Source organism: Corynebacterium sp. HMSC078A10 (assembly GCF_001811565.1).
GTDB classification, from domain to species: Bacteria; Actinomycetota; Actinomycetes; order Mycobacteriales; family Mycobacteriaceae; genus Corynebacterium; species Corynebacterium hesseae.
In genome coordinates this window covers 1-26624 of the sequence record NZ_KV805193.1, presented here as the reverse complement: position 1 = coordinate 26624, position 26624 = coordinate 1, and the positions used below count along the sequence as shown (strand labels likewise).

Below are 26624 nucleotides of genomic sequence, written 5' to 3'. Positions count from 1 at the left end.
GTCGCAGACTTCGAGGCACAACGCGGCTGATATGGCCGCATCCTATCGCTCACAGGCTTTCCGCCGGCTACGACGGCGGAAGCGAGCCACCGCAGGACTTAAGGACGTGAAGTAATGAAGCGCACGCTCAGCGCACTCGCCGCCATGGCGGTCACCACCGCCACCGTGACGGCCCCAGCGTTCGCTGCCGAACCGGCAGCAAGCGTGGATGTCTCCGACGGGTCCAGCCAGGGCCCGACTGCCGACGACGTCGAAGTCAAGGAAGACTCCAAGGCCGACCTCTTCAAAGCATTCTCCGGGCTGCTCGTTTCGACGGCCGGGGCCCTCAACGGGGCATCCACTCCAGAGATCAACTCCACGCAGGACGGCCTCGATATCGTCCTCGACCCCTCCAGCATTCCCGGACTCGCTGAAGCCTTCGCGCCGCAAGGCGATCACTCCGGCCTCACCCCTACCCGCAGCCAGGACGCAAACGGTAACACCGTGGTCTTTCCGACCTCCGGAACCTTCACCTCCGGCTTCGGACCGCGTTGGGGTTCCTTCCACAATGGCATCGACGTGGCGAACCCAATCGGTACGCCCATCTACGCCGTCATGGATGGAGAGGTCATCTCCTCCGGCGCAGCCCAGGGCTTCGGCAACTGGATCCGCATCCAGCACGACGACGGCACCATCACCGTCTACGGCCACATGCCCAGCGACCAGCTGCTGGTCGACGTCGGCGACCGCGTCGAGGCCGGCGACCAAATCTCCGTCATCGGCAACGAGGGCCACTCCACCGGCCCGCACCTGCACTTCGAGGTTCACCCGGGCGGCGGCGCAGCCGTTGACCCGGTGGAGTGGTTCAGCGAGCGCGGCATCCACATCTAAAGCCTTAGAGCTTTTCCATCGGCACACCACCGATGAGCATGAGGCGGACCTTGCCTGCTGAGCCGAAGTCCACGGTGACTGTCGCCCGCGCGCCGGTACCGGAGGCTTCGATGACCGTGCCTAGCCCGTATTTTGCGTGGTTGACACGGTCCCCCACAACTAAATTGAGATGGTTATTCTTCGGCATTGATGTCGCCGAAGCTGGCTTGCGCGAGCGCTGCGAAGGGGAAGACGCAGCGCTCCGCGAGCCATAGCCGCCGCCACGGGAACGGAAGAACCCGCTATCTGAGCCGAAGGTTCGCCCGTATTGGTAGGAATCATCTCCGCCCCACGCACTGGACAGCGAGCTGTCCGGTTCTTCACGGCGCCAGTCGATGAGGTCCTCAGGGACCTCGGCGAGGAAGCGGCTGGCCGGGTTCGTCACCGGGTTGCCCCAAGACGAGCGGAGAATCGCACGCGTGAGGTAGAGCTGTTCCCTAGCACGCGTAATGCCCACGTAGGCAAGGCGGCGCTCCTCACTGAGCTCCTTCGGGTCTCCCAGGGAGCGCATGTGCGGGAATTGGCCATCCTCCCAACCGGTGAGGAAAACGACGGGAAACTCAAGGCCCTTCGCGGTGTGCAGGGTCATCAACGTTACTACCCCGGACTCATGATCTGGAATCTGGTCCGCATCAGCCACGAGCGAAACCTTTTCGAGGAACGCTTGAAGCGAGCCCGGCGCGGCTTCGCCTTCCGAAAGCTCCGGGGCTGCCTCTGCGTCCGCGCCCATAAAGGCCATTTCATTGGCGGCTTCAGAGCTGAACTCGCGGGCCACCGATACCAACTCGTTGAGGTTGTCTAGGCGTGCCCCATCCTGCGGGTCATTGGAGTTTTCCAGCTCCGCGCGGTAGCCGGTGGCGTCCAAAAGCGCGTTGAGCAGCTCCCCCAAATCCGGCTGGCCCGTCACCTCATTGACCATGCCCGGAATCTGTGCGCGCACGCCGTCCATCATCTCGTTGAATTTGGTGACGGCATTGACCGCCCGCGTGCCAAGGCCTGCGACCTTTCCTTCGGCCGCATCACGGAGAGCCGCCCCAAAACTAACGCCAAGGTTCTCCGCATGTAGAGCGATTTGCGCCTGCGCCTTGTCACCGATGGCGCGTTTTGGCACGTTGATGATGCGGCGCAAGCTCACCGTGTCATCCGGATTATCCATAATGCGCAGGTAAGCCACCATGTCCCGGATCTCGCGGCGCTCGTAGAAGCGCGTGCCGCCAACCACCTTGTACGGGATACCCGAGCGCACGAAGATATCTTCCAACGCGCGGGAGGCGTTATTGGTGCGGTACATCACCGCAATATCGGAATACGCCGTGCCTTTATCCGCCAGGGAATCAATTTCCGAGGCGATATACCGCGCCTCGTCGTGCTCGTTATCCGCCACATACCCGACGATCTTGTCGCCTTCGCCGTGGGCGGTCCACAGATTCTTCTCGCGGCGGCCCTCATTCTTCGCAATCACCGCATTCGCCGCGTTCAGGATGGTCTGGGTCGAACGGTAGTTTTGTTCAAGCAGAATCGTGTGCGCTTGCGGGTAGTCCCGCTCGAACTCCTGGATATTCCTGATGGTGGCTCCGCGGAAGGCATAGATCGACTGATCAGAATCACCCACCACACAAAGTTCCGGGGCATCCGGCGGCAGCTCGCCCCTGCCCACCAAGGCCGAAACGAGCGCGTACTGCGCGTGGTTGGTGTCCTGGTATTCGTCGATAAGCACATGCTTAAAGCGGCGGCGATAAAACTCCACCACCTGTGGGTGCTGGTTAAAGATGCGCACCACTTCCCCGATGAGGTCGTCGAAATCCACCGCGTTCGCGGCGCGCAGGCGGCGCTGATACTCCTCGTACACGCTCGCCACAGTGAGCTCAAAAGGATTCTTCGTCCGCTCTGCCTCCGCCCGGGCCCGCTCCGGGGAAATGAGCTCATTCTTGCGGTTCGAGATCTGGTTAGCCAAAACACGCGCAGAGTACTTCTTCAGGTCCAGCTGCATGTCTTTGGCAATCATGGTGAGCAGCCGGCGCGCATCATCGCCGTCATAAATGGTGAAGTTCGTGTTCAACCCCGGCACCAGCTGAGCATTGTTGCGCAGGATGCGCACGCAGATGGAGTGGAAGGTTGACACCCACATCCGCTCCGCCACGGGGCCGACAAGCTGGCCGACGCGCTCCTTCATCTCCGCGGCTGCCTTGTTGGTAAAGGTAATGGCGAGGATCTGCCACGGCGCTACCCCACGCTCGCGCATGAGATAGGCAATGCGACGGGTCAACACCGCGGTCTTTCCCGAGCCCGCGCCGGCCACAATGAGCAACGGCGAGCCCGAATGTGTCACGGCCTCCTCCTGTTGCGGGTTTAAACCTTCCAGCAGAAGATCATTTCCCTGGCTGGAAGGGGCATCCGCGTTGTGCCCGGACGCGGGAAACAGGCCACCGGCGGAGGTGTCGGCGGAAGGATCAGACGAAGAACGAGGCCTAAACGGAGAAGTGTTGTTCATAATGCTCTCCAACCTACTAGCACCACCGGACATTGCCGTCCACGCCGCTTCTTATCGACGAATACCGACGTCACGGCACGCGATTCCCGTTTGTCTTAACGTGGTGGCACAATCTTCACTCATGAGCGCTTCACATCCTGACACCGCAGATTCGGGCTTAACCCCCGAGCACCAAGACCCCAACGTCGTGGACAACGGCCTCGACATCCGCATGCCCTCGGGCACGGATGACCCGCTCAGCGATGCTGAAATCCAACGCTACCGCGAGGAGATCAACCGCCTCGACCGCGTGATCCTCGACGCTATTAAGCGCCGCACCGATATTTCCCGCACGATTGGTAAGACGCGCATGAGCTCGGGCGGTACCCGTTTGGTACACACCCGCGAAATTGCCATCCTCAATGAGTTCCGCGACGAGCTTGGCGAGGAGGGCCCCGCGATTGCCTCTGCCCTGCTGCGGTTGGGGCGCGGCAAGCTCGGCTAATCTAGCACCAACTCGGACTAATCCCCAACGCACGCGCACCTGAAGTAGCGGTGTTTTAGGCTCTCAGCATGCATGTGTACTCTCGCTCCGCTGTAGTTCTCACCGCAGTTGCCACTGCCTTAGTGTTGACCGCCTGCGGCAGCTTTTCTTCACCTGAGACCTCAAATTCCGCTACTCCACTCGACCATCCCTCCGTCAGCGACTCCGAACGCAGACAAGGTTCCGGAGCATCCGGAACAATGCAAGGCTCCGAAGAGGTCCTCGACGGCGATGCGCTCTGGGTTAACTCCACTGAAATCCCCCATGCAGAGCTGCTTGAGCCCCGCAATAACTTGTACAACGCACTAAAAGCCGACTACTACATGGACGTGGGAGTATTGACGCCGGGTGCGGCTATCTATAACCGCACGAATGATGGCCGGTGCTCTACCGGTCATTTCGCCGGCGATGGGCAGCGCCTCTTTATCCTTACCGCCGGACACTGCGGGGACAAGGGCGACAGCTTCTACTATGAAGATCGCTCCGGCAGCGAGGTAGAGATAGGCCAGATGGTAATGAAGGCCAGCAACACCAACACAGATAGCATCAACTCGGCCGACATTGCGCTGATCGAAGTGTCCAACCCCGACGCCGAAGTATCTACCTCACCGGCGCTCAATGCGCCTTTAGCCGGATGGATGAGCCTGGAAGAAATCACGCGAAAGAAGCCCACGTTGTGCTTTGCCGGTTCCACAGCAGGCATTGCCTGCGACCCTTTCATCGACCGATTCGGTGCTCAAGGGCTTTTCACCTTCGGCAGCTACAGCGATACCGGTGATAGCGGTGGTCCTGTCTACGCCTCCATCGACGGCAAACTATATGCAGCAGGAGTCGTGTCCTTTGGCGACTATTACGATTACTCCGGCTCCGAGACGGGCGCCATGGAGATCGCAAACACAATGAAGCAATTCGGCCTCAAGCTTTACGCCTAGCTCAACCCAGCGCAGCCTTCTGTCTCGGCACCGAAGAGATTTCTGGACTACGGTGGACACAGTAAGTTTCATGTCTGCTACCTGCCAGAAAGGCTTTTGCAATGGACATCACCGCTCAGCCGCAGTGGGCCGCGCTCACCTCGCTTTTTGAGAGCAAGAAGGACCTCAACCTGCGTGAGCTTTTTGCCAACTCCGCTTCCCGCGCCGCAGACTTTTCTTTCGATGCTGCGGGCCTGCACGTGGACCTGTCGAAGAACCTCATCGATGAGGAAGTCGTCACCGCTTTGGTGGATCTTGCCCGCGCCGCGGACGTCGAGGGCCGCCGCGACGCCATGTTCACCGGCGAGCACCTCAACAACACCGAGGACCGTGCTGTGCTGCACACCGCGCTGCGCCTGCCTGTGGAGAAGGACTTGAGCGTCGACGGCCAAGACGTCGCCGCCGACGTCCACGAGGTTCTGGGCCGCATGCGTGACTTCGCCACTGCGCTGCGCTCCGGTGCGTGGCTGGGGCATACGGGCCACACCATCAAGAAGGTCGTCAACATCGGCATCGGCGGTTCCGACTTGGGCCCCGCGATGGCTGCCAAGGCGCTGCGTTCCTACGAGGTAGCGGGTATCAGCGCGGAGTTCGTTTCTAACGTCGACCCGGCGGACCTCGCCGCGACTCTCGACGGCCTCGATGCCGGCTCCACCCTCTTCATCATCGCCTCCAAGACCTTCACCACCCAGGAAACCCTCGCCAATGCCCATGCCGCTCGCCGCTGGCTGATTGAGCAGTTTGATGGTGATGAGTCGGCCGTCGCCAAGCACTTCGTTGCGGTCTCCACCAACGCGGAGAAGGTCGCGGAGTTCGGCATCGATCCTGAGAACATGTTTGGTTTTTGGAACTGGGTGGGCGGGCGCTACTCCGTCGATTCCGCCATCGGTCTGTCGCTGATGTGCACCATCGGCCCGCTGGACTTCATGCGCTTCCTCGAGGGCTTCCACGCCATGGATGAGCACTTCCGCACCGCGCCCCTGGAGCAAAACGTTCCGGCGCTGATGGGTCTGCTCGGCGTCTGGTACTCCAACTTCTTCGGCGCGCAGACCCATGCGGTGCTGCCCTACTCCGAGGACCTCGGACGCTTCCCGGCCTACCTGCAGCAGCTGACCATGGAGTCCAACGGCAAGTCCGTGCGCCGCGACGGCACCGCCGTGAGCGCCGGGACCGGTGAGATTTACTGGGGCGAGCCGGGCACCAACGGCCAGCATGCCTTCTTCCAGCTCATGCACCAGGGCACCAAGCTCATCCCGGCGGACTTCATCGGCTTTGCCCGTCCGAAGGAAGACTTCCCCACCGCGGACGGCACCGGTTCGATGCATGACCTGCTCATGGGTAACTTCTTCGCACAGACCAAGGTGCTGGCTTTTGGTAAGACGGCGGAAGAGATTGCCGCCGAGGGCGTGGACCCGGCTGTGGTCCCGCACAAGGTAATGCCGGGCAACCGCCCGTCCACCACGATCCTGGCGGAGGAGCTCACCCCGCAGGCCCTCGGCGCGCTCATCGCACTCTACGAACACATCGTCTTCACCCAGGGCATCATTTGGGACATCAACTCCTTCGACCAGTGGGGCGTGGAGCTGGGCAAGCAGCAGGCCAATGACCTGGCACCGGCAGTCTCCGGCAAGGAGGAGGCCGCATCCGGCGACGGCTCGACCGATGCTCTGATCGGTTGGTATCGCAACCACCGCTAAGCACTGCTTGGCGACGTCCCCCGGCCGAACGGTCGGGGGCTCACCCGTTTTTAGCGGGCAATCGACGTGCGAGATCGCCAAGGCCGCGGATGCCCTGTGGGCATCCGCGTGGTGGTGCGTGTCCTTTGTATTTCGTGGCGGTTTACCCGCCGGGCGGTCCGAGTCCGCGTTGCGCGGCTTGATATGCCACTTGAGCGGTGATTGGTTCTCCCCAGGGCGGGATGTAGTCCACACCGCCGCGAATCCTAAACACGTAGCCAGCACCTGTTGGTTTCTCTGGGTCGTCATCATTAACGCCGTTGTGATAGGCACACAACATTGTCAGATTCGGTGGATCGGTGGTACCTCCTGCTTTCCACGGCACTAGGTGATGCACCTGGGCATAATCAGCAGGTTTATTACATCCCTTCCTGGCACAGGTGGGATGCTCGGCGCTGGCCATCATGCGCTGCTCAAACCCGGCTAAACGCTTCATCCGGTGCAGCCACACCGGCCCGATCGTGGGGTGGATGAGGGTTACGTAGCCGATCTCGGCGAACTTGTAGTTCAGAAACTCCGCGCCGGTCATCCGGCCGCCATTAGTTAGCTCAAGCACGATGTCATCACCATCGCCGCTAACAATTTTGTCGAGCTTGTCCAAGGTGACGACCACGCTGGTGAGAACAGCAGGTTTGGTTCCGCCGTGGGATTTATTGAAGAAGACGTGGTTGGCTGCTTCCAGCAGATTGCTCTGGTTGATGGATTCCAGCACGCCGCGCATCTCGGTGACAGTCAGAGGGTCATCAGTAATGGTCAGCGAGTGCGGCCCATCAGCACGGTAGGTCATGCGCACCCCAGGCGTGGGAATACGTTTGGGCTTGAGCTCCTTTAAGCGCTTTGCCGCCACGGCGGGAATGCTGTGGGCGGGCGTGCCGGCGAGCTTTACACGCAGGTTCCACACATGAAGCTGATTCTGCAGCTTCTTCGTGTAGGCCTCGATGAGGCTCAGCGTGGCCAGGTCATGGCCTTGTTCTAAAGCTCGGCTGCGGGCCGTGCGTTGCTTACCCGTGAACTTGGTGGCGCCGAAGTAGATGTAGTTTAAGCGCGCCAGTTCGACGGCGTCAGCTGATGAAGCGCCGAGTGCGCGTAATCGCTTCTCGCCTCCTACCGCTTGCTTCACCAGTGTGATCCCCGAGTTGCGGTAGGAGAAGTAGGTTTCTAAATCCCCCATGACTCAGAACCCTAAGGCACCCCAGGCAACCCCGCAACCGGAGAGATACTCGTTAGAGCTTAATCATCGATTCCCAGCCAAAGGGGATGTGGTCAGAGTCCACGATCTTGCGGCCGAACGGGAAGCACGTCACCGGGATCATCTTCAGGTTGGCCAGAGCCACCGGGATGCCCACGATGGTCACGGCCTGCGCCGCTGCAGTGGTGACGTGGCCGATAGCCAACCACAGGCCAGCGACAAGGAACCAGACAACGTTGGAGAACCGAGACATGCCACCGGTACCTTTGACCGGTTGAATGACGGAGCGCCCAAAGGGCCACAGCGCGAAATTCGCCATACGCATCGAGGCCACACCGGCAGGAATCGTCACGACGGGGATGCAGGCCAGGATGCCTAGGAGAAAGTAGCCCAGTGCGAGGACAAGGCCACCAGTTGCCAACCAGATGATGTTCAAAATGATCTTCATGCATCCCAGCCTAGCGACGCGGCTGGCAGTGTGGGCACCACCAGATGACGCGCTCCAACTCTCCTTCGTCGCCGCCGGCGTCCACACCACCCAGCGTGGACTTCTCAATGAGCATTCCGCAGCGCCGACAGCGCTGACGGTTGCGTCCGAAGACATAGGTGGTCTCCCCTGCCCTTTTCACGCCGGTGGTCACACGTACCGGCGAGTCTCGGTTGGCCCAGATGAGGCGACGGGAGATGGTGAGGATCTGGGGGACGTCGACAAGCGCTACAGGTGTTGCTGGATGAACGCCGGCCAGGAAGCAGATCTCGGCGCGGTATTCGTTGCCCAAGCCCGCCACGTTGCGCTGGTCCAAGAGTGCGGCGCCGATGCTGCGTTGGGGGCGCGACTCGATGCGGCGAACGGCCTCCTCGAATCCGCCTTCTTCCCATTCTGGCGCGAGGATGTCGGGACCTAGGTACGCCATGCGCTGCTCAAACTCGCGGGCTGGAAAGACCTCGACCAGCCCTAGCCAATGCCCTACCAACTCAATATCGCGCGGGGTGTTCTCTATCTGTAGCACCACGCGTGCACTGTGACCGGGCTTGCGCCAGCGGTCCCCGGCATAGTGGATGGCCCACGTGCCCTCCATCTTGAGGTGGGTATGAAGGATGAGCTCGCCGCCGAAATCCATGAAGAGGTGCTTGCCATAGGGCCAGACTTCCTCGCATACCAGCCCGTCGAAACGCACGGTGGCATAGCGCGGCACGCGCAGGGAGGAGGAGGTCACGCGCCGGCCCTCCATGAACTGCAGCCGGTTCGACAGCTGCAGAACCGAATCACCCTCAGGCACAGCAGAACCTCCTCACCAAACGGGTGCCTACTCTACCGGCGTGTTCCTTCCTTCACCGAATGCCAACGCGCCCGGCTCCCACGGGGTGACCACATGCTGGCGAGACAGGTCTTCGATCCTCTTCACACCGAGCAGCTGGAGGGTGTTCTTGAACTCCTCTGCCAACAGCTCAATGACGCGGTCCACGCCTTCCTTGCCGCCGGCCATCAGCCCGTAGAGGTAGGCGCGGCCGATAAGGACGAAGTCCGCCCCCAGAGCCAGCGCAATGGCGATGTCGACGCCGGACATGATGCCGGAGTCGTAGATGATCTCCACGTCCGGTCCCACCTCTGCGCGCACGGCCTCAAGGGCTTGGAGGGTGTTGACCACGCGGTCGAGTTGGCGCCCGCCGTGGGAGGACACCACGATGCCATCGGCGCCAAGATCGATGACCTTGCGTGCATCCTCGGGGTTGACGATTCCCTTGACGAAGAGCGTGCCCGTCCACTGCTTGCGAATCCACGCCAGATCCTCGAAGTTGAGGCCTGGGTCAAACATGGTGTTGACCAGCTCGCCCAGGGTGCCCGTGGTCGAGGTCAACGACGCGAAGGTGACCGGGTCCGTGGTGAGGAAGTTGAACCACCACTCGGGGCGCCACGCGGCGTCGAAGACCGTGCCGGCGGTCAGGCGCGGCGGGATGCGCATGCCGTTGCGGGTATCGCGCAGACGCTGGCCCGCCACGGGCGTATCGACGGTAACCACGAGGGTGTCGTAGCCGTTGGCGGCAGCGCGCTCGATGAGCTCCTGGCAGGCGGAGTGGTCCTTCCACAGGTAGAGCTGGAACCAGCGGCGACCGCTATTGCCTTGCGACGCCGCGACCTCCTCCACCGAGCGCGTTCCCATCGTGGAGAGCGTAAACGGGATGCCTGCGTCGCGGGCGGCTTGGGAACCGGCGTCCTCGCCCTCGGCATGCATGAAGCGGGTAAAGCCGGTTGGCGCGATGCCGAAAGGCAGGGCCGCGGGCTCGCCGGCGATCTCAGTGCTCAAGGAGATGTCGTGCGCGCCGTTGAGCACGTTGGGCATGAGGCGAACGTCGCGGAAGAAGTCGCGGGATTCGCGGTAGCTGACCTCATCGCGGGCGGCACCATCGACGTAGTCGAAGGCCGCCTTCGGGGTGCGGCGCTTGGCAATCTTGCGCAGATCCCACACATCAGCGGCCTCTGCCAGGCGTGCTGCCCGGCGGTCGAGGTTGGGCGCTTCGAACCGCATGAGGTTCTTCAGCTCGGACACGTTAGGCAATTGGCGCTTCAGCCGCATGGCGATAAGACTCCTTTTCTATTGGGCTATCAGCTTTTGAGGTTAGACCCATGAAAAGCCCGTGGGCTAAATGAAGGTGAATATCATTCAGCGGCGTCGACGGCGCGGGCGGAAACCACCTGGGCTGCCCGGTGCAGTCGATGGGCCACCAGACTCAGTGGAATCCTCCGGATCATCGAAGGTGAGCTCCTCCATCGCCTCGACAGCACGGCGCCCACCGTGACGTGCGGGACGGTAAGACTCGGCGGAGCGCGCGGCTTCTCCAGATTGGCCGTGCTGTCCTGCACGGCCGGAAGAGGCGGTGTGGGCAGCCCCAGTAATCCGCACGCCCTTCGGGGTCAGTGCCGCACCCAGTGCACGCAGTTCGCCGCCGAGCTTCGACTCGAAGATAGGCCGCCCGTTCGCCTTTTCAATAACCACCTTGTTCAAGCGCCCGGCGGCAACCAGCTCGTTGAGGCCTGCAAGCACTGCGGCTAGTACCTCGGTGCGCTCGATTCCTTCGGGCAGAGCGTTGAAGAACGTGGTCAGCGTCTTTCCCCCGCGGGTCAGGTGCGCCACCGGCAAGCCATCCATGAGCACCACCAAGGCACCCGCGGCGCGGGTCGGGCGGGCTGCGGATTCGCCGGCGTCGGTAGTGGGCCACGACAGCGCCGCGCCATAGGGGTTGGCCGGGTCGGTCGCGGCGAGGACATAGGCCTGCGGCTCGCGGGTGCCGGAGGGCCAGCCCGTGACGTCGGGGGAATCATCCACCCCACGCAGGCGATCAATGACCGCAGGCGTGGAGAACTGCGCGGCCCCCAAGCCTTCAATGACATAGCCGCGCATGGCCTTGCCGGATTCCTCAAAACCGGAGAGCACTTTATAAGCCAGGGCGAAGCCACCCAGGACGTCCTCGGCCACCACGGATCCGCGGGTAAGCACGCCATACCGGTCCAGCCAGGCCTCGCCGTGCGCGATGGAACGCGACGTCGCATCCGTGGCGGCGGGCACGGACAGCGACCACCGCCCCACCACGTCTGGTGCGGCCTGCGCACCAGACACATTGAGCGATTGCGCAAAGGAAGTGCGCCCCATGCGCAGTCGCGAGCGCGATGGTCTGCGCCGCGCGCGATGCGCCGCACGCCCGGCGGGACCGCCTGCGGCAAGGTGGGCCCGGATAGGAGCGAAGGAATCGGGGCTGACTAGCCCTGCCTCCACCAGACCCCAAAGAGCCTCGCGAACCTCCTCGGACGTACCGCTCAGCTGCGGTTGAATATCGGAGATAAGGTAACTGCCACCGCCCTGCAAGGCCTCCAGCAGCTGGGTCTGCAGCATAGACAAGCCCACCTCCTCCGCAGAAACCTGCGGGGCAAGCTGCGCGGCATAGTCCGCCGGCAACAGCATGATCCACGGGTCGTTGGAGCCGGCCTTGCCCGCGCCCACGATTTGAACCTCGCCGCTGGCGGTGAGCTCATCGAGCATCGTCGGCGAATAATCACCTACGCGTGCAGGCAAGATGAGGCTCTCCCAGGCCGAGGCCGGCAGGCGCACCCCGGCCAGCTGCTCAATGACGGCGAAGACGCCATCCACCCCGCGCAGCACCGGGCGCCGGCCCACCGCCGCCACCTGCTGCCAGTCAGGGAGGAAACGCCCAAAGGCCGCAGGCGAAACCGGCTGCGTGGCCGCCCGCGCGGCCGCCAGCGAGCGCGAACGGATGACCTTGAGCACCTCCGCCGCGCAGTACTCCTGCTCCTCCACACCCTGGCGGTAGTGGCCAGCCAAAATGGAGTCCAGACCGTTGAGCGTGGAATACGCCACCGCGGCCGACAGGCCAAAGGCCTCCTGCACATCGCGCGCCACAAACGGCCCGCGCGTGCGCGCCCAGCGGCTGACCAACTGATCCAGGGCGTCGGTAATCGTGGCTTGCTGGGCGGGGATGCCGGGCGGGACGGGGATGCCCAGGCCGTCGCGAAGCAGCGGCGCATCAAGCGCCTGGGCCACGTGCTCGCGGCCGTTGATGCGCACCCGCATGATCCGCGCACCGAGCGCATCGAGTGCACTCAATGGCACCGTGGCGTGCGCGCCGAACTCCTCGACCGGGATGGGGCCCAGCACGCGCAGCAGGTCCGCGACCTCCTCGGTGGTGCGCGCCTGACGTTCTGGAGTGGAGCGCTGCAGCTGGGCGTGGACTTCAGCAATAACTTCAGCGGAGAGAAGCTCGCGCAGCTCCACCGTGCCCAGAAGCTTCGCCAACAGCGCGGGGTCTAGGGCCAAGGCCGCCGCGCGCTTTTCCGCCAGCGGCGAGTCCCCCTCATACATGAACGCGCCGGTGTAGTTGAACAGCAGCGAAGATGCGAACGGCGAAGGCTGCTCCGTGGTGACCTCCGCGATGCGAATGCGCCGGTGCGCCAGCTCCCGCATGACCTCCGTGAGCGCCGGCAGGTCGTAGACATCCTGCACGCACTCGCGCACGGTCTCCAGGATGATGGGGAACGAGGGGTAGTTGCGGGCGACGTCGAGAAGCTGCTCCGCGCGCTGGCGCTGCTGCCACAAGGGCGCGCGCTTGCCCGGGTTACGCCGCGGCAGAAGCAGCGCTCGCGCCGCGCACTCCCTAAACCTAGAGGCGAAGAGCGCGGAGTTTCCCACCTGTTCGGTGACGATGTCCGCGATCTCATCGGCGTCGAAAAGAAACAGCGCGGCATCTGGGTCCGCCTCACCCTGCGGCAGGCGCAACACGATGCCGTCATCGCCCGCCACGGCTTGGGCATCCATCCCGGTACGCTCCGCCACGCGCTGCCCCACCGCCAGCGCCCACGCCGCATTCACCGGCCGGCCAAACGGGGTGTGCAGCAGCACGCGCCAATCCCCCAGCTCATCCGTGAAGCGCTCCAGCAGCAGCGTCTTTTCATCCGGGATGAGCCCGGTGGCCTCGTGCTGTTCCTGCAAGTAGGCGGCGATGTTGCGGCGGGCGCGCTCATCAGCATCGCGCACCACGGACGGGTCCGAAAATGCTTCACGCCGAAACGTGCCCAACGCCTTACCCAACTCATAGGGCCTTCCCGCGGAGTCACCATTCCAGAAAGGCAAACGCCCCGTATGCCCTGGCGCGGGTGTCACCAGCACCTGGTCGCGCGTAATCTCCTCCACGCGCCAGCTCGTCGCGCCGAGCGTGAAGATATCCCCCACCCGAGTTTCATAGACCATTTCCTCGTCGAGCTCACCCACGCGGCGCGGCGCGGAACCGGCCTCACCAGTTCCCACGAGGAAGACCCCAAACATGCCGCGGTCCGGGATGGTGCCGCCGTTGGTCACCGCCACGCGCTGCGCGCCGGGGCGCGGAGTCAGCACACCCGTCACGCGGTCATAGATCACCCGCGGTTTCAGCTCCGCAAAATCCGTCGAGGGGTACACACCACTGACCAGGTCCAGCACGGAGTCGAAGACCTCGCGCGCCAAGTCCTTATAGGGCCAGGCGCGGCGCACCGTGTCATACCATTCGTCGGCTTCGAGTCCCTCGCTCGTGCCCGCGCTTGCCGACGCCACTACCGCCGCCACCGTCTGCTGTACCAAGACATCCAACGGATTGCGCGGGGAGTGCATCTCCTCGATGAGGCCCTCCTCCATGCGGGCGACGGTGAGTGCTGATTGCACGAGGTCCGCGCGGTGCTTGGGATAGAAGGAACCGTGGGAGACCGCGCCGACGGAGTGCCCGGCGCGGCCCACGCGCTGCAGGCCCGAGGCCACCGATGGCGGGGATTCCACCTGCACCACCAATTCCACCGCACCCATGTCGATGCCCAGTTCCAGGGAGCTCGTGGCGACCACGGCCTTGAGCGTGCCTTCTTTGAGCATGGTTTCCGTCAACGCTCGCTCGTCCTTGGATACCGAACCGTGGTGCGCGCGGGCGATGACGGCAGGGGCCTTCCCGGCGACATCGACCTGCTTCATCAGCTGGGCCGGATCACGCCGGGTCGCTGGGCTCAAGGACTCTGGGTCATGTTCCTGGGCATAAAGCTCGTTGAGCCGGCTGGTGAGCCGCTCGGCGGTGCGGCGCGAGTTGACGAAGACGAGCGTGGAGCGGTGCTCCATGACTTCGGCGTAGAGCTCTTCTTCGATGAAGGGCCAGATGGACTTCGCCGTGGGCAGGGCGGAGTCTCCCACTCCGCGTTGCACGCGCAACGCATCCTGGGGGCCTTCGGTGATGCCAAGGGGGTCGTCGACAGTCGCCTCCCCGATGGGCGAGCCCTGCTCCGGGGTGGGCAGGTCCGACATGTCCTCGACCGGCACGTGGACGTCGAGCTGCCAGCACTTCTTTGCGGGCGGGGCGATGATATCCACGGGGCGGTCGCCGCCTAAGAAGTTCGCGACAGCACTCAGCGGGCGCACCGTGGCGGAAAGCCCGATGCGTTGGAACTCCCCTGCGATGAGCCCGAGGCGCTCCAAAGTCAACGCTAGGTGCACGCCGCGCTTAGTGCCGGCCAGGGCGTGGATTTCATCGATGATGACGGTATCCACGGTCTTCAAAATGCCCGCCGCCTTGGAGGTGAGCATCAGGTAGGCCGATTCCGGCGTGGTGATGAGGATGTCCGGTGGCTTGCGCACCTGGCGGGCGCGCTCTGCCTGCGGGGTATCCCCGGAGCGCACGCCAACGGTAATATCCGGCACCTCCTGGCCCAGCCGTTCAGCGGTGCGGGCAATGCCGTTGAGCGGGGCGCGCAAATTGTTCTCGACGTCCACGCCCAAAGCCTTGAGTGGTGAGATATACAGCACTCTCACGCCATCATGCGCGCCCTCGCGGGAGGGTTCATTGCTCAGCGGCAGGGCGGTCTGGCCTTCGCGCTCCACCAAGGAATTCAAGGCCCACAGGAAAGCCGCGAGCGTCTTACCGGAACCGGTTGGCGCCACAACCAGTGCGTTCGCGCCGCCGGAAATCGCCTCCCACGCCTGCTCTTGGACCGGGGTGGGGGCGGCGAAAACGTCCTGGAACCAACCGGCCACCTGCGGGCGGAACTTCGCCAGAACGTTTTTGGACATGCCCTACTGTATCGCGCGCGCTAATCTGGTCACTATGACCGTTGAGATTTCTGATTCTCGTCTAACCAACTCCCTCGCCGATGGCTGTGGCGAGATCCTCAAAGGCGTGCGCAACGGTGGCCTGCTGCGCGGCTTGGCGCTGGGTGATGCCGGCGATGAAGCCGCTCAGGAATGGATCGCCCGCGTCCTTGAGCAGCACCGCCCGCAGGATGGCGTCCTGTCGGAAGAGGCTGCCGATGACTTGAGCCGTTTGAAGAAGAACCGCGTGTGGATCATTGACCCGCTCGACGGCACCAAGGAATTCGCCACCGGCCGCCAGGACTGGGCCGTCCACATCGCGCTGGTAGAAAACGGCACCCCGATCCACGCGGCCGTCGGCATGCCGGACATGGGCGTGACATTTAAGTCCTCCGATGTGCGCGCGGTGACGGGCCCGCTGTCGAAGAAGTTCGTGGTCTCCCGCAACCGCCCGCCAAAGGTTGCGGGTTATGTCGCGGAGAAGATGGGCTTTGAAACTGTCGGCGCGGGCTCCGCGGGCGCGAAGGCCATCCACGTGCTCTTGGGTGACTATGACGCTTATATCCACGCCGGTGGCCAGTACGAGTGGGACCAGGCCGCCCCGGTGGGCGTGGCTCTGGCCGCGGGCCTGCACTGCTCGCGTCTGGACGGCTCCCCCATCAAGTTCAATAACGAGGACACCTTCATCCCGGATCTTTTGATCTGCCGCCCGGAGCTAGCAGACGAGATTCTGGAGCACGCCGCCGCCTACGCGGAGGCCAACGGCGGCTACTAAGCCCCACGCGCTGCGCTAGCTACCTACGCAGCGCAAGAAAGTCAGATTCCCAACTCGTCAGCCAGACGAGAAACCATTCGAGCATGAAACTCATGGTAGTCATGCAGCGTGTCTGTGCCGAGGTAACCGAATACCTCGGCATTAATCACGCCAATTATCTGTATCCACACCTCAAGCGCCTTTTCCATGACGTCAGTGGGAAGTTCCACATCAAGCTCCTCAGAGGTCGCCGCAAGGTCTTGCGAGAACTGAGATGAACGCGGTTCTAGCTCTTTAACCGAGGCCTCAGTTAACAACGCGGCCAGACGCCTACTAACTTTCGTACCCGCGCCCGTTGTCTCTGAAGCAGGCGCTTCGTATCCAATGATGGGTGTGCCATAAATAAGCGCCCACCTTTGAGGAAACTCCAAGGCCCACGCCCTCATAGCAAACACAAGGCGCAGGAATCTGTCCCGCGTCTCGGTAGCCTCACCGATTCCTCGCGCGACGGCATCATCAAGTGCTTCAAACGCATCAACGATCAGCATCGTTAATAGGTGGGCCCTGTCGGGCACATAGCGGTAGATACCCGAAGAAACTATCCCCAAATCACGTGCAATTGCACGAAGATTCAAGGCTTCTGGGCCGCCTTTATCAAGCTGCTCCCGCCCTACCTCAACAATGCGCAACATCGTCTGTTCGCGAGCACGCGCTCTTGGGGTCATTGACATATAGAAACTATATCAACAAGAAAGAGAGCACTGCTCTTGAATCTGAGTAACTGCAATTATAGAATTAGAGAGCACTAGTCACTATTTAGAGCAGAGGTCACCTAATGCATTTTCTCATCACCGGGGCAGGCCCCGTGGGCCGATCACTTTCACGCGAACTCGCTAAAAGAGGGCACACATGCACAATCATGACGCGACGGCAGCCCCATTTCGCCGCCAGTAGGAACGTGCAGTTCAAGAAAGGCGATGCAACACACAGTGACGCGTACCCAGAACAGATCGACGGAATTGCCCACTGCATCCATGCCCCATACGACGCACAAAAGTGGCGCGACCTGCTCATTCCAGCTGAAGAAACCGTGCTAGAGGTAGCCGCCCAACGGGGCATCCCCGTTGTCTTTCCCGAATCGATGTATGGGTTCGACCAGACTTACGAGGTAATTTCGCCTGACACGCCCCGAACCCGATCCCACAATGGCAAACCCGGTGTTCGAGCGACCCTAATCGAGAACCGCTTAGCCTCTCCCTCGCGCACTACCTCGGTAATCGCGGCCGATCTGTACGGACCCGATGCCGGCCCCGGATGCGTTTACCATCAGCTCATCATTGGGAAGAAGCGTCCCCTTGCTCTTTTTAACGCACACGCTAAACACTCGGTCACGTACCTTCCCGATTTCGCCCGTGCGCTAGCTGACGCACTACTGAACGAATCGACACCCCCTATAGTTTCCACGCCTTGCGCGCCCGCGCTCACCCAAGCTGAATTTGCTCGACGCGCCGGATGCCAACACTCCCCCATCACGATTCGCCCATGGATGCTGAAGCTAGGTGGCATTGTCAGCACGGACCTGCGAGGCCTACAAGAAATGAGCTACCTGTGGGACCGTCCCTCCATTCTTACCGGAGCTAAGTCCGCATGGCAGGCGACCCCAACCGACGAAGCATTAAAGGCTATTCATCAAGCTCAGTCGGCGTAGTGACAAATCCAACCACTAGTAGCCCTACCTCACTACCTAAGACTTTTTGAACGCTCTACACTTGGACGTCATGAGTGAAAATCCCACTGCTTCTTCATCCCTCAAAACACCGTACGAGGACCTCCTGCGCCGTGTCCTCGAAGAAGGCGCACCCAAAGGCGACCGCACCGGTACCGGCACCCTCTCCCTGTTCGGCGCCCAGCTGCGCTATAACTTGGCGGAGTCTTTTCCCCTGCTGACCACCAAGAAGGTCTACTTCCACGGCGTGATTGGTGAGCTGCTGTGGTTCCTGCGCGGCGACTCCAATGTGAAGTGGCTGCAGGAAAACAAGGTCCGCATCTGGAACGAGTGGGCCGATGAGGACGGCGAGCTGGGCCCTGTCTACGGCGTGCAGTGGCGCTCCTGGCCCACGCCGGATGGCCAGCACATCGACCAGATCCAGGTCGCCTTGGACACGCTCAAGAACAACCCGGATTCGCGCCGCAACCTCGTCTCCGCGTGGAACGTTTCTGAACTGGACAAAATGGCGCTCATGCCCTGCCACCTGCTCTTCCAGCTCTACGTCGCTGACGGGAAACTCTCCATGCAGGTCTACCAGCGCTCGGCGGACATGTTCCTCGGCGTTCCCTTCAACCTGGCTTCCTATGCCGCCCTTACCCACATGTTTGCCCAGCAAGCAGGCCTCGAGGTGGGCGAGCTCATCTGGACCGGTGGGGATTGCCACATCTACAACGACCACATCGAACAGGTCAAAGAACAGCTTTCCCGCGAGCCCCGCGAATACCCGCAGCTTAACCTCCACAAGGCCGATAGCCTCTTTGACTATGACTTCGAGGATTTCGAGGTCATCGGCTACGACCCCCACCCCACTATCAAGGCTCAGGTGTCCGTCTAATGCTGGGCGCAATCTGGGCTCAGTCCCTCGACAGTGTCATTGGTGACGGCGTGGTCATGCCCTGGCACGTGCCGGAGGACCTCAAGCACTTCAAAGAGGTCACCATGGGCGCGCCTGTCATCATGGGCCGCAAGACCTGGGAGTCCCTCAACCCCAACTTCCGCCCGCTACCCGGTCGAGAGAACATCATTTTGTCCCGCCGCGAACCTGGCGAGTGGTCCGCGGGTGCCACCGTGGTGGACAACCTCGACGCCGCACTTGACGCCACGCTTGACGACGCCTGGATCATCGGCGGCGGCCAACTTTATAGCTCCGCCCTCGACCGCGTGGATACAATCGAGCTCACCCTCATGGGTGTGCAAGTGGGCGATGCCTACGGCGCAGATGTCGTCCTCGCCCCGAGCGTTCCGGAGGAATTCAGCCTATCTGCCGATAGTGACTGGCTGACCTCCGAATCAGGCCACCTCACCATTCCCGGCCAGCCGCCCAGCGAGCTGCCGATGAAATACCGTTTCCTCACCTACGACAGAAAGGCTGCTGCTTAATGAGCACCAACGTTGCCACTCCCGAAACCACTGAGCACGTCACCATCTTCTTCGCCGATTGGTGCCCGTTCTGTGCCAAGCTGATCAAAAACCTGGACCGCACCGAAACCCCATACGAGCTCGTCAACGTCGAAGCGGATTCCCCCGACACCGCCGACATCAACGCCTGGATCGAGTCCGTCAACGACGGCAACCGCATCGTGCCCACCGTCCTCTACTCCGACGGCACCCACGCCACCAACCCTTCCGCCAGCGAGGTCCGCGCCAAGTACGCGGAGCTGGCCGGCGAATAAACGAAAGGCGACGCATTTAACGCCGCCCCACGCGGGGCTGCTAGTCTTACCTAGGTGCGCAACGCACCCCCGCCCCAGTAGCTCAGGGGATAGAGCACGGCTCTCCTAAAGCCGGTGTCGGAAGTTCGAATCTTCTCTGGGGCACGCTGTGAAGTCTCGAGACATCGTTCCGGTCGGTGTCTCGAGATTTTTTAGTTGCCCCGACTGGGGTTGAGTTCGTTGTCTTTCTAGTTGTAGTAGATCTTTTCTTCGGTGAGTGTGTAGGCGGCGATTTGTGCCCCAGTGATGGCTATTTTGACGTCGACGTGGTTGTCGATGCAGACCATGGTGATTGGTTCCCCGCCCCATCTGCGTCCGATGTAGAGGCGGCGTAGTTTGCCTCCCCATCGCAGGGTTGTCTTGCCGTTGGTGCCGATTTTGTCGGTACTTAGTCGGTAGTCGTGGTCTGGTTTGATGTCTACTTATCTGCATTCACCCCCATTAAGGGTGAATCTTCAGATCAAAACTTGAAATGTTTTATAAACAGTATTACCTAACTTAGGTAAGCCTTACCTTTCCTGCTGTTCATAAATCGAGGTTTACTATGACCCAACAGTCCTCTACGCCCGCACGGAGTGCAAGCTCATCCAGTGGGTCGACGGCACGTTTAAACACCAGAGATCTCATCAACGCTGGCATCTTTGCTGCACTTTACTTTGTAATCACCTTTGTAAGCGGAATGATTGGATTCGCAGGACCACAATTCATGTTTATTGGATGGTTCATCGCGGCAATCGCAAACGGAATCGTGCTAGCGCTTTATGCCGCCCGCACGCCCAAAATGGGTGCTTTCACCCTCGTCGGTGGTATTAACGGACTAGCATTCATGCTCACCGGACACTACTTCTGGACCCTGCTGGGAAGCATAATTCTAGGGTTTATCGCGGATTTGATTATTACAAAAAGCCACCTCAGTATTGCCAAATCCTTCCCTATTGCCTACAGCGTCTTCTGTGTCTGGATTTCTATGCCTTTTATCCCGCTAATTCTGGATACGGACTCCTACTACGTCGATATCGCAGACCAAATGGGTCAAGAATATGCCGATGCCATGTCGGATATCTTCCAGCCATGGACCATTGGAGTACTGGCCATTTGTGCGCTCATCGTCGGCTTTATCGGAGGAAAGGTCGGAGTTCGCGTCAGCCGCAAACACTTTGAAAGCGCTGGTCTCCTGTGAGCCTGCAAAAACAGGGCGTGCTTCATCGATCTTCGATCGATCCACGGACCGTGCTGCTTTCTGTTCTAGTAATCAATGCGGTAGCTCTCAGCCACGGCCACCTACCGACACTGCTGATTTCTATCGCTTTCAGCTCCATCGCACTAGCTACAGTAAAGCCACACTATGGTCTTATTTGCCTGTTCGCTTTTGCATTATCCTATCTAGGGTACTGGGGCCTATTACAGCTTCCTGGCTCCACATTTTTCGCTTTTTCAGCGGCAATTTTTTCGTGGCTAAGCCGTTTTGTCATCAGCATGTCCATCGGCACATTCGGCTTGCTCACTCTCACACCATCCACGTTGACCTCAGCACTGCGGGACCTGCGTTTACCAGGCTGGGCCACCATTCCACCGGCGGTATTCCTGCGCGTTTTGCCGATCATCGTGGCAGAAGCCAAAGCCATCCGCGATGCCATGGTCCTTCGGGGTCTCCAGCCTGGAGTAAAAAGCTGGATCACACAGCCCACACAATCGTCCGCGATGTTGATCATCCCCTTATTAGGTGCCGTCGTCCGCGCTGGTGATGAGCTCGCTGCCTCTGCTCTTGTCCGGGGATTGGGAGGACCCGCACGCCCAACCACCACCGCCGATCTTTCCTTCAAGCTTGTCGATGCAACTGCACTAGCTGGGTTGGGCCTCGTTGTTGCCTCTGTCTGGCTTCCCACGGAGGTCCACTTATGAACGAACGCAGTATCGCAACCAGTGTAGACGCCCACAACGTTTCTTTTACATATCCATTGGGAGCTCGGCCAGGTATTCAAGGTGTATCTGATGTGTCTTTTTCTGTCTCTCCAGGACAGTGTCTACTGATTACCGGTGATTCCGGATCGGGAAAGTCCACGGTACTCAAGTTGATCAACGGACTCATCCCCCATTTCAATCCAGGAGAGCTACTAGGCACCATCACTATTATAAAGGATGACCAGGCTTTTACCCCTGCGGAAGAACCGCTGTCCCGAGCCATCGAGTTCAGCGCCTCAGTATTCCAGAATCCAAGGACACAATTTTTCACTGAAAGCGTCAATGCAGAATTGGCCTTCGGGCTAGAAAACCTTGGTGTAGATCCCAAAGAAATTGAGTCGAGGATTCAATCAGCGGTCGAGCTACTAGGCATTAACGATCTTTGGGGCCGGCGATTCAAAGAATTATCCGGTGGGCAGTTACAAACCGTGGCATGCGCATGCGCGCTTGTGTCCCCGGGCAGTCTCGTGCTTCTCGATGAACCCACGTCCAATCTCTCTATGGAAAGCATCGATATTCTTGCACGCGTGCTACACCGCTTGAAGGAATTAGGCACAACGATCATTATCGCTGATCACCGTCTCTTTTTCTTAAAAGATATCGCTGACCAAGTTATTTACTTGACTCAGGGAAAAATAACGCGGAGTTTCCGCGCTCAGGAGTTTTATGCCTTAGACGAACCCGAACGCAAACAATTGGGGCTACGCAGCTTACACCATGTTCCCCTGCCCGCGAGCGTGCCGGTACCACCCACGCTCGAAAACGCCGATCCCCAGCGGAGCGGACTCGAGCTAAGCAACATCTGTTTTTCTTATGGCGCACATGAGGTATTAAACATTGACCACGCATTTTTCCCCAGCGGCGAAGTCACCGCCTTAATCGGGCCCAACGGCGCTGGAAAAACCACCCTCGCCAGGATCATTTGTGGTCTTGCTTCTCCCAAACGCGGCGGTAGTCTCCGTTTGAACAGCAAACGAGTAGGAGCGGCTGCCCGCAGACGTGCCGCGTACATGGTGATGCAAGATGTTGGCCGCCAATTATTCGCAGCCACCACCGAAGAAGAAGTCACGCTCGGACTGGCAAAGAAGAAGCGGGACCACATCGATGTCAATGAGATTCTCCATCGCCTCGATCTGGCAGGAATGGCCCAACGGCATCCGCAGTCTCTGTCCGGTGGGCAACGGCAACGCTTAGCCATAGCTTCAGCCCAAGCCGAGCAAGCAGCGATCTACATCTTCGATGAACCTACCTCTGGCGTGGGCTGGCGCCAACTGCAATCCATCTCTGCGCTACTTCGATCTCTTGCAGCAAGCGGAGCAGTGGTCATCGTCATCACCCATGACCACGAATTCATCCAAGAATCAGTCACCAGAATCATCGATATGACTGACATCAACAAGAATTGAGAAAGAAATGTCTGAACTAAAACAAAGTTCCACAGAATCAAGCAGAACCCACGCACCAGAATCACACGGTGCGTCACCGGAAGAAGAGGCTCGCGCAAAACTAAAAGCCGGCCAGGTCGCTCTAAAAAAACTACTGGCCCCAGTGCAAACAACCATCTACTTCGCACAGTTTCTCGCGCTTATATCCTCGGTACTCGCCGTAGCACCCTACGTCGCGTTGGTGGCACTGGGAAATGCTCTAATCGACGGCAATACTGATGACGTCGCGTCCATTGTGAAATGGCTACTTGCTGCATTTTTGGGCCAGCTATTCTTCTATTTCCTTGCCCTTGCAATCACCCACTTCGCTGATGCAAAGTTGGTGGGGATTAACCGGCGCCGAATTATTACCGCTATTGCGAAAGCACCACTCTCGTGGTTTAGCCAGACTAATTCCGGCAAAGTCCGCAAAGCCGTCGAGGACGATACGTTAACTCTGCACACCCTGACAGCCCATGCTCCTGTAGAGAAGGTCGCCGCGATCTTTACGCCCCTCGCGCTTCTGGTTTATGCCTTTATCTTGGATTGGCGCCTTGGTCTACTTTCTATTGCCACTGTGCCCATTTTCCTAGCAATCCAAGCATATTCAATGAAAGATATGGGCACAAAAACTGCGGAAATGGATAATTATCTGGGTGAGGTCTCTGCGACTGCGGTGGAGTTCTCCGAAGGTATTTCCGTCGTCAAGGCTTTCGGCACCGTTGGCAAAGCCCACGCTCGATATCGCGAAGCTGCCCAAAAATTCGCGGAATTCTATTACGAGTGGGTACGTCCGCTTCTGCGTGTTTCCGCAATCTCAGAGTCTGTGGTGGCGGTTCCTGTCCTCATCCTTATCAATCTAGGAGTCGGTTCCCTGCTGATAGCTGGTGGCTATGTCACGGTCGCTGAAGTCATCGCAACAACGTTAATTGCGCTGGTGCTCCCGGGCACGATTCAAACCGTCGGCCAAATGATGTGGTCTTACCAGCTCGCTGGCAATGCGGCGTTGCGCCTTGATGAAGTCATGACAATTTCCCATGTGAAAGAAGGCCAAAAGAGCCTCGACGCCAATAGTCAAGACATGGAGGTGGAGTTCCATAAGGTCAGCTTTAGCTACGCCCCAGACACACCAGTCCTCCAAGACTTTTCTGCGCAACTAAATGCAGGCACTGTCACGGCATTGATTGGCCCCTCCGGGTCTGGCAAATCCACAGCAGCAACGATGTTGGCGCGTTTCCAGGATCCAGATTCGGGCACAATCACTATCAACAACGTGGATATCCGTGATCTCACTTTCGACAGTTTGTACCGCACTGTGGCTTTCGTCTTACAAGATCCTCACTTACTGCGTATGAGTATTCGGGAAAACATTCGCCTTGCACGCCCAGAAGCCCGCGATGAAGAGATCTGGCAAGCCGCAGAGGCTGCGCACATAGCTGCTGATATTCGCGCTTTACCGGCTGGGCTCGACACCGTTGTTGGTGAGGACACCTCTTTATCCGGTGGACAACAGCAACGCATTTCTATTGCCCGGGCAATCATTACCAATGCCCCAATCTTGATCCTGGATGAAGCTACTGCGGCAACTGATCCTGACTGCGAAGCAGAAATTCAAGCAGCTCTAGCCACACTCGTCAGAGGCAAGACCGTCTTAGTCATCGCCCACAAGCCGGAGTCCATCCAAGGAGCAGACCAAATAATCTGCCTCAAGCCTATGAAGGATAATTCTCATGTCTAATGCCACTACGCCTGTTAGTTCGCGTCTTCGTGATCCGCTACTCACTCGCAGTGTCAAAAAGCTGCAAAGTCCTGTAGGCCATAAGCTCAATAAAAGGTATGCTTGTCTATCGCTTATCGTTGGCGTGCTTGATGGCCTCGCCGTTCTCACGCTCGTGCCACTTACAAAGGCACTCGATGGGGATACGACGATCGCACCATGGATGTGGACGCTTTTGGCAATTGCGCTCGTAGCTTTTGCGCTACGATTTTTCGCAACCATGGCCTCTTACCACACGGCCTTGGATTTCATCCGAGCCGCGCACACGACTGTGGGCGATAAATTAGCAACGCTACCGCTCGGCTGGTTCGTACCGGCTAATACCGGCGGCCTATCTCGCCTCGTTTCAGATCGCTTTATGGTGGCGGCCGAGACCATTGCGCATATTCAAGGAACGATATACCGCGATAGCGCGGCACTTGTCACCTTGTTAGTAGGAGCGTGTTTCTGGAACCCGAAGCTGGGCTTGGTCCTTCTTATCATCGCACCATTGGCGCTCGTGGTGATGCAGTTGGCTGCATGGATTCGTGAGAAAGCATCGAACCGCGCACTGGGGCCGAGTAAAGAGCTCTCCCAGCGCATCGTAGAATTTGCTAACCGTCAACCAGCCCTGCGCGCGGCAGGACAATCACAAGTTTTTGCGCCACTAGAGCAAGCGCTAGAAATCGACCATAAAGCACGAATACGCGAGCTATGGGTATCCACATTAGCTTTGCTACTCAACGGCATAGTAGTGCAGATCTTCATTGTGGCTCTCATTATGGTCTCCGCGGATCTTGCCGTTGAAGGCGCCCTATCGCCACTAGAAACAATTGCGATCATCGGAATCAGCTTGAGGTTTACCCGCACGCTTGAGCAGCTGGGTTCTTCTTTCGTCGGTTTAGATGCCGGCCGTATCGCGCTCACAGAAACTGAGCTCATCACCGATGCCCCTTCCCTACCGGAACCCACTACTCCGCGCCCAGGCGATGGTTCGGGAAGTGTAGAGCTGCGTAATGTCACGTTTGGATACGGCGATAAACCAGTATTGGTAGATATCGCTTTCCATGCTCGACCAGGCACCGTTACCGCCATTGTCGGTCCTTCTGGCTCCGGAAAGACCACAATTGCGCGCCTTATTTCGCGATTCTGGGATGTAGATTCCGGGGCGGTGATGGTTGACGGCGTAGATATCCGCGAGCTTGGAACCGAACAGTTAATGTCCAGACTGTCCATGGTTTTTCAGGATGTCTACCTCTTCGACGACTCGTTAATCGCTAATATCCGCGTTGGTCGTCCCGACGCCTCCGATGAGGAAGTCTTCCGCGCAGCTGATCTTTCAGGCGTGACTTCTATTGCCAACCGCCTAGGGTGGCATACTCCTGTTGGTGAAGGCGGTCGGCTTCTATCCGGTGGTGAACGCCAGCGCGTATCTGTAGCTCGCGCGCTTCTCAAGCAAGCGCCGATTGTACTCTTTGATGAGGCTACCTCCGCGCTCGATGCAGAAAATGAGGCAAACATTCTTGCTGCGATGGACGAGCTACGGGAGCAATCTACTTTTATTGTCATCGCCCATAAGCTGGATACAATCAAATCTGCTGATCAAATCGTAGTCTTGGATGAACACGGGCAAGTCAGCCAGCTGGGCACGCATTCTGAGCTTTCCGATGTCCCCGGTATCTACCGTCACTTCTGGCAGCAACGCAAAGCAGCACGCGGGTGGAAAATCAGTTCGGGACGCGATTAACGCGGGCACCGAGATCGGCGTTGTTTGCGGGGGCACCCTTCTCCCCCATTACGTTGTTGGCAGTTCCGCTTGAAG

21 protein-coding genes, 1 tRNA gene and 1 pseudogene are annotated in these 26624 nt (G+C 59.8%); 15 read left to right on the top strand and 8 right to left on the bottom strand.

Annotated elements, in window-relative coordinates; translation table 11 throughout:
* Window positions 1-114: 114 nt before the first annotated feature.
* Window positions 115-870, top strand: coding sequence for a M23 family metallopeptidase (locus tag HMPREF2808_RS02875; RefSeq protein WP_070520656.1), 756 nt, complete (start codon window positions 115-117; stop codon window positions 868-870).
* 4 nt (window positions 871-874) lie between these two features.
* Here HMPREF2808_RS02875 and pcrA read toward each other — a convergent pair whose 3' ends face one another.
* A complete protein-coding gene (pcrA, locus tag HMPREF2808_RS02870) occupies window positions 875-3400 on the bottom strand; it encodes a DNA helicase PcrA (RefSeq protein ID WP_070520652.1) in 2526 nt (841 codons plus the stop codon).
* A 121-nt stretch (window positions 3401-3521) separates the two neighbouring features.
* Between pcrA and HMPREF2808_RS02865 the strand changes: the two genes are divergently transcribed.
* The 3 genes from HMPREF2808_RS02865 to pgi all read left to right on the top strand — a co-directional run bounded on the left by HMPREF2808_RS02865 (window position 3522) and on the right by pgi (window position 6591).
* Window positions 3522-3884: a chorismate mutase gene (locus HMPREF2808_RS02865; RefSeq protein ID WP_070520647.1), complete on the top strand. Its 363-nt coding sequence runs from the start codon at window positions 3522-3524 to the stop codon at window positions 3882-3884.
* Between the two features lie 239 nt (window positions 3885-4123).
* A complete protein-coding gene (locus HMPREF2808_RS02860) occupies window positions 4124-4855 on the top strand; it encodes a S1 family peptidase (RefSeq protein WP_239248570.1) in 732 nt (243 codons plus the stop codon).
* Between the two features lie 101 nt (window positions 4856-4956).
* Window positions 4957-6591, top strand: a complete 1635-nt coding sequence (gene pgi, locus HMPREF2808_RS02855; protein ID WP_070623618.1) for a glucose-6-phosphate isomerase — start codon at window positions 4957-4959, stop codon at window positions 6589-6591.
* A gap of 142 nt (window positions 6592-6733) precedes the next feature.
* Here the strand turns inward: pgi and HMPREF2808_RS02850 are convergent, their stop codons facing one another.
* The 5 genes from HMPREF2808_RS02850 to HMPREF2808_RS02830 all read right to left on the bottom strand — a co-directional run bounded on the left by HMPREF2808_RS02850 (window position 6734) and on the right by HMPREF2808_RS02830 (window position 15408).
* Window positions 6734-7801 (bottom strand): HNH endonuclease signature motif containing protein, encoded by a 1068-nt coding sequence (locus HMPREF2808_RS02850; protein WP_070520636.1) that lies wholly within the window; start codon window positions 7799-7801, stop codon window positions 6734-6736.
* A gap of 52 nt (window positions 7802-7853) precedes the next feature.
* Window positions 7854-8267, bottom strand: coding sequence for a YccF domain-containing protein (locus HMPREF2808_RS02845; protein WP_049155174.1), 414 nt, complete (start codon window positions 8265-8267; stop codon window positions 7854-7856).
* A gap of 10 nt (window positions 8268-8277) precedes the next feature.
* Window positions 8278-9099, bottom strand: coding sequence for a DNA-formamidopyrimidine glycosylase family protein (locus tag HMPREF2808_RS02840; protein ID WP_070623615.1), 822 nt, complete (start codon window positions 9097-9099; stop codon window positions 8278-8280).
* Window positions 9100-9126: 27 nt separating this feature from the next.
* Window positions 9127-10395 carry an alpha-hydroxy acid oxidase gene (locus HMPREF2808_RS02835; protein ID WP_070623613.1) on the bottom strand — a complete coding sequence of 423 codons (1269 nt, stop codon included), beginning with the start codon at window positions 10393-10395 and terminating at the stop codon, window positions 9127-9129.
* 87 nt (window positions 10396-10482) lie between these two features.
* Window positions 10483-15408, bottom strand: coding sequence for an ATP-dependent helicase (locus tag HMPREF2808_RS02830; protein ID WP_070623611.1), 4926 nt, complete (start codon window positions 15406-15408; stop codon window positions 10483-10485).
* Window positions 15409-15442: 34 nt separating this feature from the next.
* Between HMPREF2808_RS02830 and HMPREF2808_RS02825 the strand changes: the two genes are divergently transcribed.
* Entirely contained in the window at window positions 15443-16201 is a 759-nt protein-coding gene (locus HMPREF2808_RS02825; RefSeq protein ID WP_210386592.1) for a 3'(2'),5'-bisphosphate nucleotidase CysQ, read from the top strand.
* Window positions 16202-16242: 41 nt separating this feature from the next.
* Here the strand turns inward: HMPREF2808_RS02825 and HMPREF2808_RS02820 are convergent, their stop codons facing one another.
* Entirely contained in the window at window positions 16243-16911 is a 669-nt protein-coding gene (locus HMPREF2808_RS02820; protein ID WP_070563307.1) for a TetR/AcrR family transcriptional regulator, read from the bottom strand.
* 104 nt (window positions 16912-17015) lie between these two features.
* Here HMPREF2808_RS02820 and HMPREF2808_RS02815 point away from each other — a divergent pair, with 104 nt between their 5' ends.
* The 5 genes from HMPREF2808_RS02815 to HMPREF2808_RS02795 all read left to right on the top strand — a co-directional run bounded on the left by HMPREF2808_RS02815 (window position 17016) and on the right by HMPREF2808_RS02795 (window position 19765).
* Window positions 17016-17888: an NAD-dependent epimerase/dehydratase family protein gene (locus HMPREF2808_RS02815; RefSeq protein WP_070563304.1), complete on the top strand. Its 873-nt coding sequence runs from the start codon at window positions 17016-17018 to the stop codon at window positions 17886-17888.
* Between the two features lie 70 nt (window positions 17889-17958).
* Window positions 17959-18783: a thymidylate synthase gene (locus HMPREF2808_RS02810; protein WP_070623608.1), complete on the top strand. Its 825-nt coding sequence runs from the start codon at window positions 17959-17961 to the stop codon at window positions 18781-18783.
* Window positions 18783-19328: a dihydrofolate reductase gene (locus HMPREF2808_RS02805; protein WP_070623605.1), complete on the top strand. Its 546-nt coding sequence runs from the start codon at window positions 18783-18785 to the stop codon at window positions 19326-19328. The genes HMPREF2808_RS02810 and HMPREF2808_RS02805 overlap by 1 nt, the downstream gene beginning before the upstream one ends.
* Window positions 19328-19621 carry a mycoredoxin gene (locus tag HMPREF2808_RS02800; RefSeq protein WP_010187687.1) on the top strand — a complete coding sequence of 98 codons (294 nt, stop codon included), beginning with the start codon at window positions 19328-19330 and terminating at the stop codon, window positions 19619-19621. Before HMPREF2808_RS02805 ends, HMPREF2808_RS02800 begins: the two co-directional genes overlap by 1 nt.
* Before the next feature lie 71 nt (window positions 19622-19692).
* Window positions 19693-19765: transfer RNA gene (locus tag HMPREF2808_RS02795), tRNA-Arg, on the top strand.
* A 21-nt stretch (window positions 19766-19786) separates the two neighbouring features.
* Here the strand turns inward: HMPREF2808_RS02795 and HMPREF2808_RS12925 are convergent.
* Window positions 19787-20064: pseudogene (locus HMPREF2808_RS12925) on the bottom strand (IS481 family transposase); the annotation flags it as partial.
* Window positions 20065-20204: 140 nt separating this feature from the next.
* Between HMPREF2808_RS12925 and HMPREF2808_RS02785 the strand changes: the two are divergent.
* From HMPREF2808_RS02785 to HMPREF2808_RS02765, 5 genes are read left to right on the top strand one after another with little or no spacing between them, the layout of a single operon-like run.
* Complete coding sequence (locus HMPREF2808_RS02785; protein WP_012714931.1) at window positions 20205-20840, top strand: MptD family putative ECF transporter S component; 636 nt, start codon at window positions 20205-20207, stop codon at window positions 20838-20840.
* Window positions 20837-21562 (top strand): energy-coupling factor transporter transmembrane component T family protein, encoded by a 726-nt coding sequence (locus tag HMPREF2808_RS02780; RefSeq protein WP_010187692.1) that lies wholly within the window; start codon window positions 20837-20839, stop codon window positions 21560-21562. Before HMPREF2808_RS02785 ends, HMPREF2808_RS02780 begins: the two co-directional genes overlap by 4 nt.
* Entirely contained in the window at window positions 21559-23028 is a 1470-nt protein-coding gene (locus HMPREF2808_RS02775; RefSeq protein ID WP_070623601.1) for an ABC transporter ATP-binding protein, read from the top strand. The genes HMPREF2808_RS02780 and HMPREF2808_RS02775 overlap by 4 nt, the downstream gene beginning before the upstream one ends.
* Window positions 23029-23035: 7 nt before the next feature.
* Window positions 23036-24784 carry an ABC transporter ATP-binding protein gene (locus tag HMPREF2808_RS02770; protein ID WP_070529421.1) on the top strand — a complete coding sequence of 583 codons (1749 nt, stop codon included), beginning with the start codon at window positions 23036-23038 and terminating at the stop codon, window positions 24782-24784.
* Window positions 24777-26549: an ABC transporter ATP-binding protein gene (locus HMPREF2808_RS02765; protein WP_029158873.1), complete on the top strand. Its 1773-nt coding sequence runs from the start codon at window positions 24777-24779 to the stop codon at window positions 26547-26549. Before HMPREF2808_RS02770 ends, HMPREF2808_RS02765 begins: the two co-directional genes overlap by 8 nt.
* Window positions 26550-26624 lie beyond the last annotated feature (75 nt).

Bases quoted from the DNA above. Each gene is read 5' to 3' on its own strand.
- HMPREF2808_RS02835 (WP_070623613.1), bottom strand. From the start codon at position 10,395: ATGCGGCTGAAGCGCCAATTGCCTAACGTGTCCGAGCTGAAGAACCTC.
- HMPREF2808_RS02875 (WP_070520656.1), top strand. From the start codon at position 115: ATGAAGCGCACGCTCAGCGCACTCGCCGCCATGGCGGTCACCACCGCC.
- HMPREF2808_RS02800 (WP_010187687.1), top strand. From the start codon at position 19,328: ATGAGCACCAACGTTGCCACTCCCGAAACCACTGAGCACGTCACCATC.
- pcrA (WP_070520652.1), bottom strand. From the start codon at position 3,400: ATGAACAACACTTCTCCGTTTAGGCCTCGTTCTTCGTCTGATCCTTCC.
- HMPREF2808_RS02775 (WP_070623601.1), top strand. From the start codon at position 21,559: ATGAACGAACGCAGTATCGCAACCAGTGTAGACGCCCACAACGTTTCT.
- HMPREF2808_RS02810 (WP_070623608.1), top strand. From the start codon at position 17,959: ATGAGTGAAAATCCCACTGCTTCTTCATCCCTCAAAACACCGTACGAG.
- HMPREF2808_RS02785 (WP_012714931.1), top strand. From the start codon at position 20,205: ATGACCCAACAGTCCTCTACGCCCGCACGGAGTGCAAGCTCATCCAGT.
- HMPREF2808_RS02820 (WP_070563307.1), bottom strand. From the start codon at position 16,911: ATGTCAATGACCCCAAGAGCGCGTGCTCGCGAACAGACGATGTTGCGC.
- pgi (WP_070623618.1), top strand. From the start codon at position 4,957: ATGGACATCACCGCTCAGCCGCAGTGGGCCGCGCTCACCTCGCTTTTT.
- HMPREF2808_RS02850 (WP_070520636.1), bottom strand. From the start codon at position 7,801: ATGGGGGATTTAGAAACCTACTTCTCCTACCGCAACTCGGGGATCACA.
- HMPREF2808_RS02805 (WP_070623605.1), top strand. From the start codon at position 18,783: ATGCTGGGCGCAATCTGGGCTCAGTCCCTCGACAGTGTCATTGGTGAC.
- HMPREF2808_RS02865 (WP_070520647.1), top strand. From the start codon at position 3,522: ATGAGCGCTTCACATCCTGACACCGCAGATTCGGGCTTAACCCCCGAG.
- HMPREF2808_RS02845 (WP_049155174.1), bottom strand. From the start codon at position 8,267: ATGAAGATCATTTTGAACATCATCTGGTTGGCAACTGGTGGCCTTGTC.
- HMPREF2808_RS02830 (WP_070623611.1), bottom strand. From the start codon at position 15,408: ATGTCCAAAAACGTTCTGGCGAAGTTCCGCCCGCAGGTGGCCGGTTGG.
- HMPREF2808_RS02770 (WP_070529421.1), top strand. From the start codon at position 23,036: ATGTCTGAACTAAAACAAAGTTCCACAGAATCAAGCAGAACCCACGCA.
- HMPREF2808_RS02825 (WP_210386592.1), top strand. From the start codon at position 15,443: ATGACCGTTGAGATTTCTGATTCTCGTCTAACCAACTCCCTCGCCGAT.
- HMPREF2808_RS02860 (WP_239248570.1), top strand. From the start codon at position 4,124: ATGCAAGGCTCCGAAGAGGTCCTCGACGGCGATGCGCTCTGGGTTAAC.
- HMPREF2808_RS02815 (WP_070563304.1), top strand. From the start codon at position 17,016: ATGCATTTTCTCATCACCGGGGCAGGCCCCGTGGGCCGATCACTTTCA.
- HMPREF2808_RS02765 (WP_029158873.1), top strand. From the start codon at position 24,777: ATGTCTAATGCCACTACGCCTGTTAGTTCGCGTCTTCGTGATCCGCTA.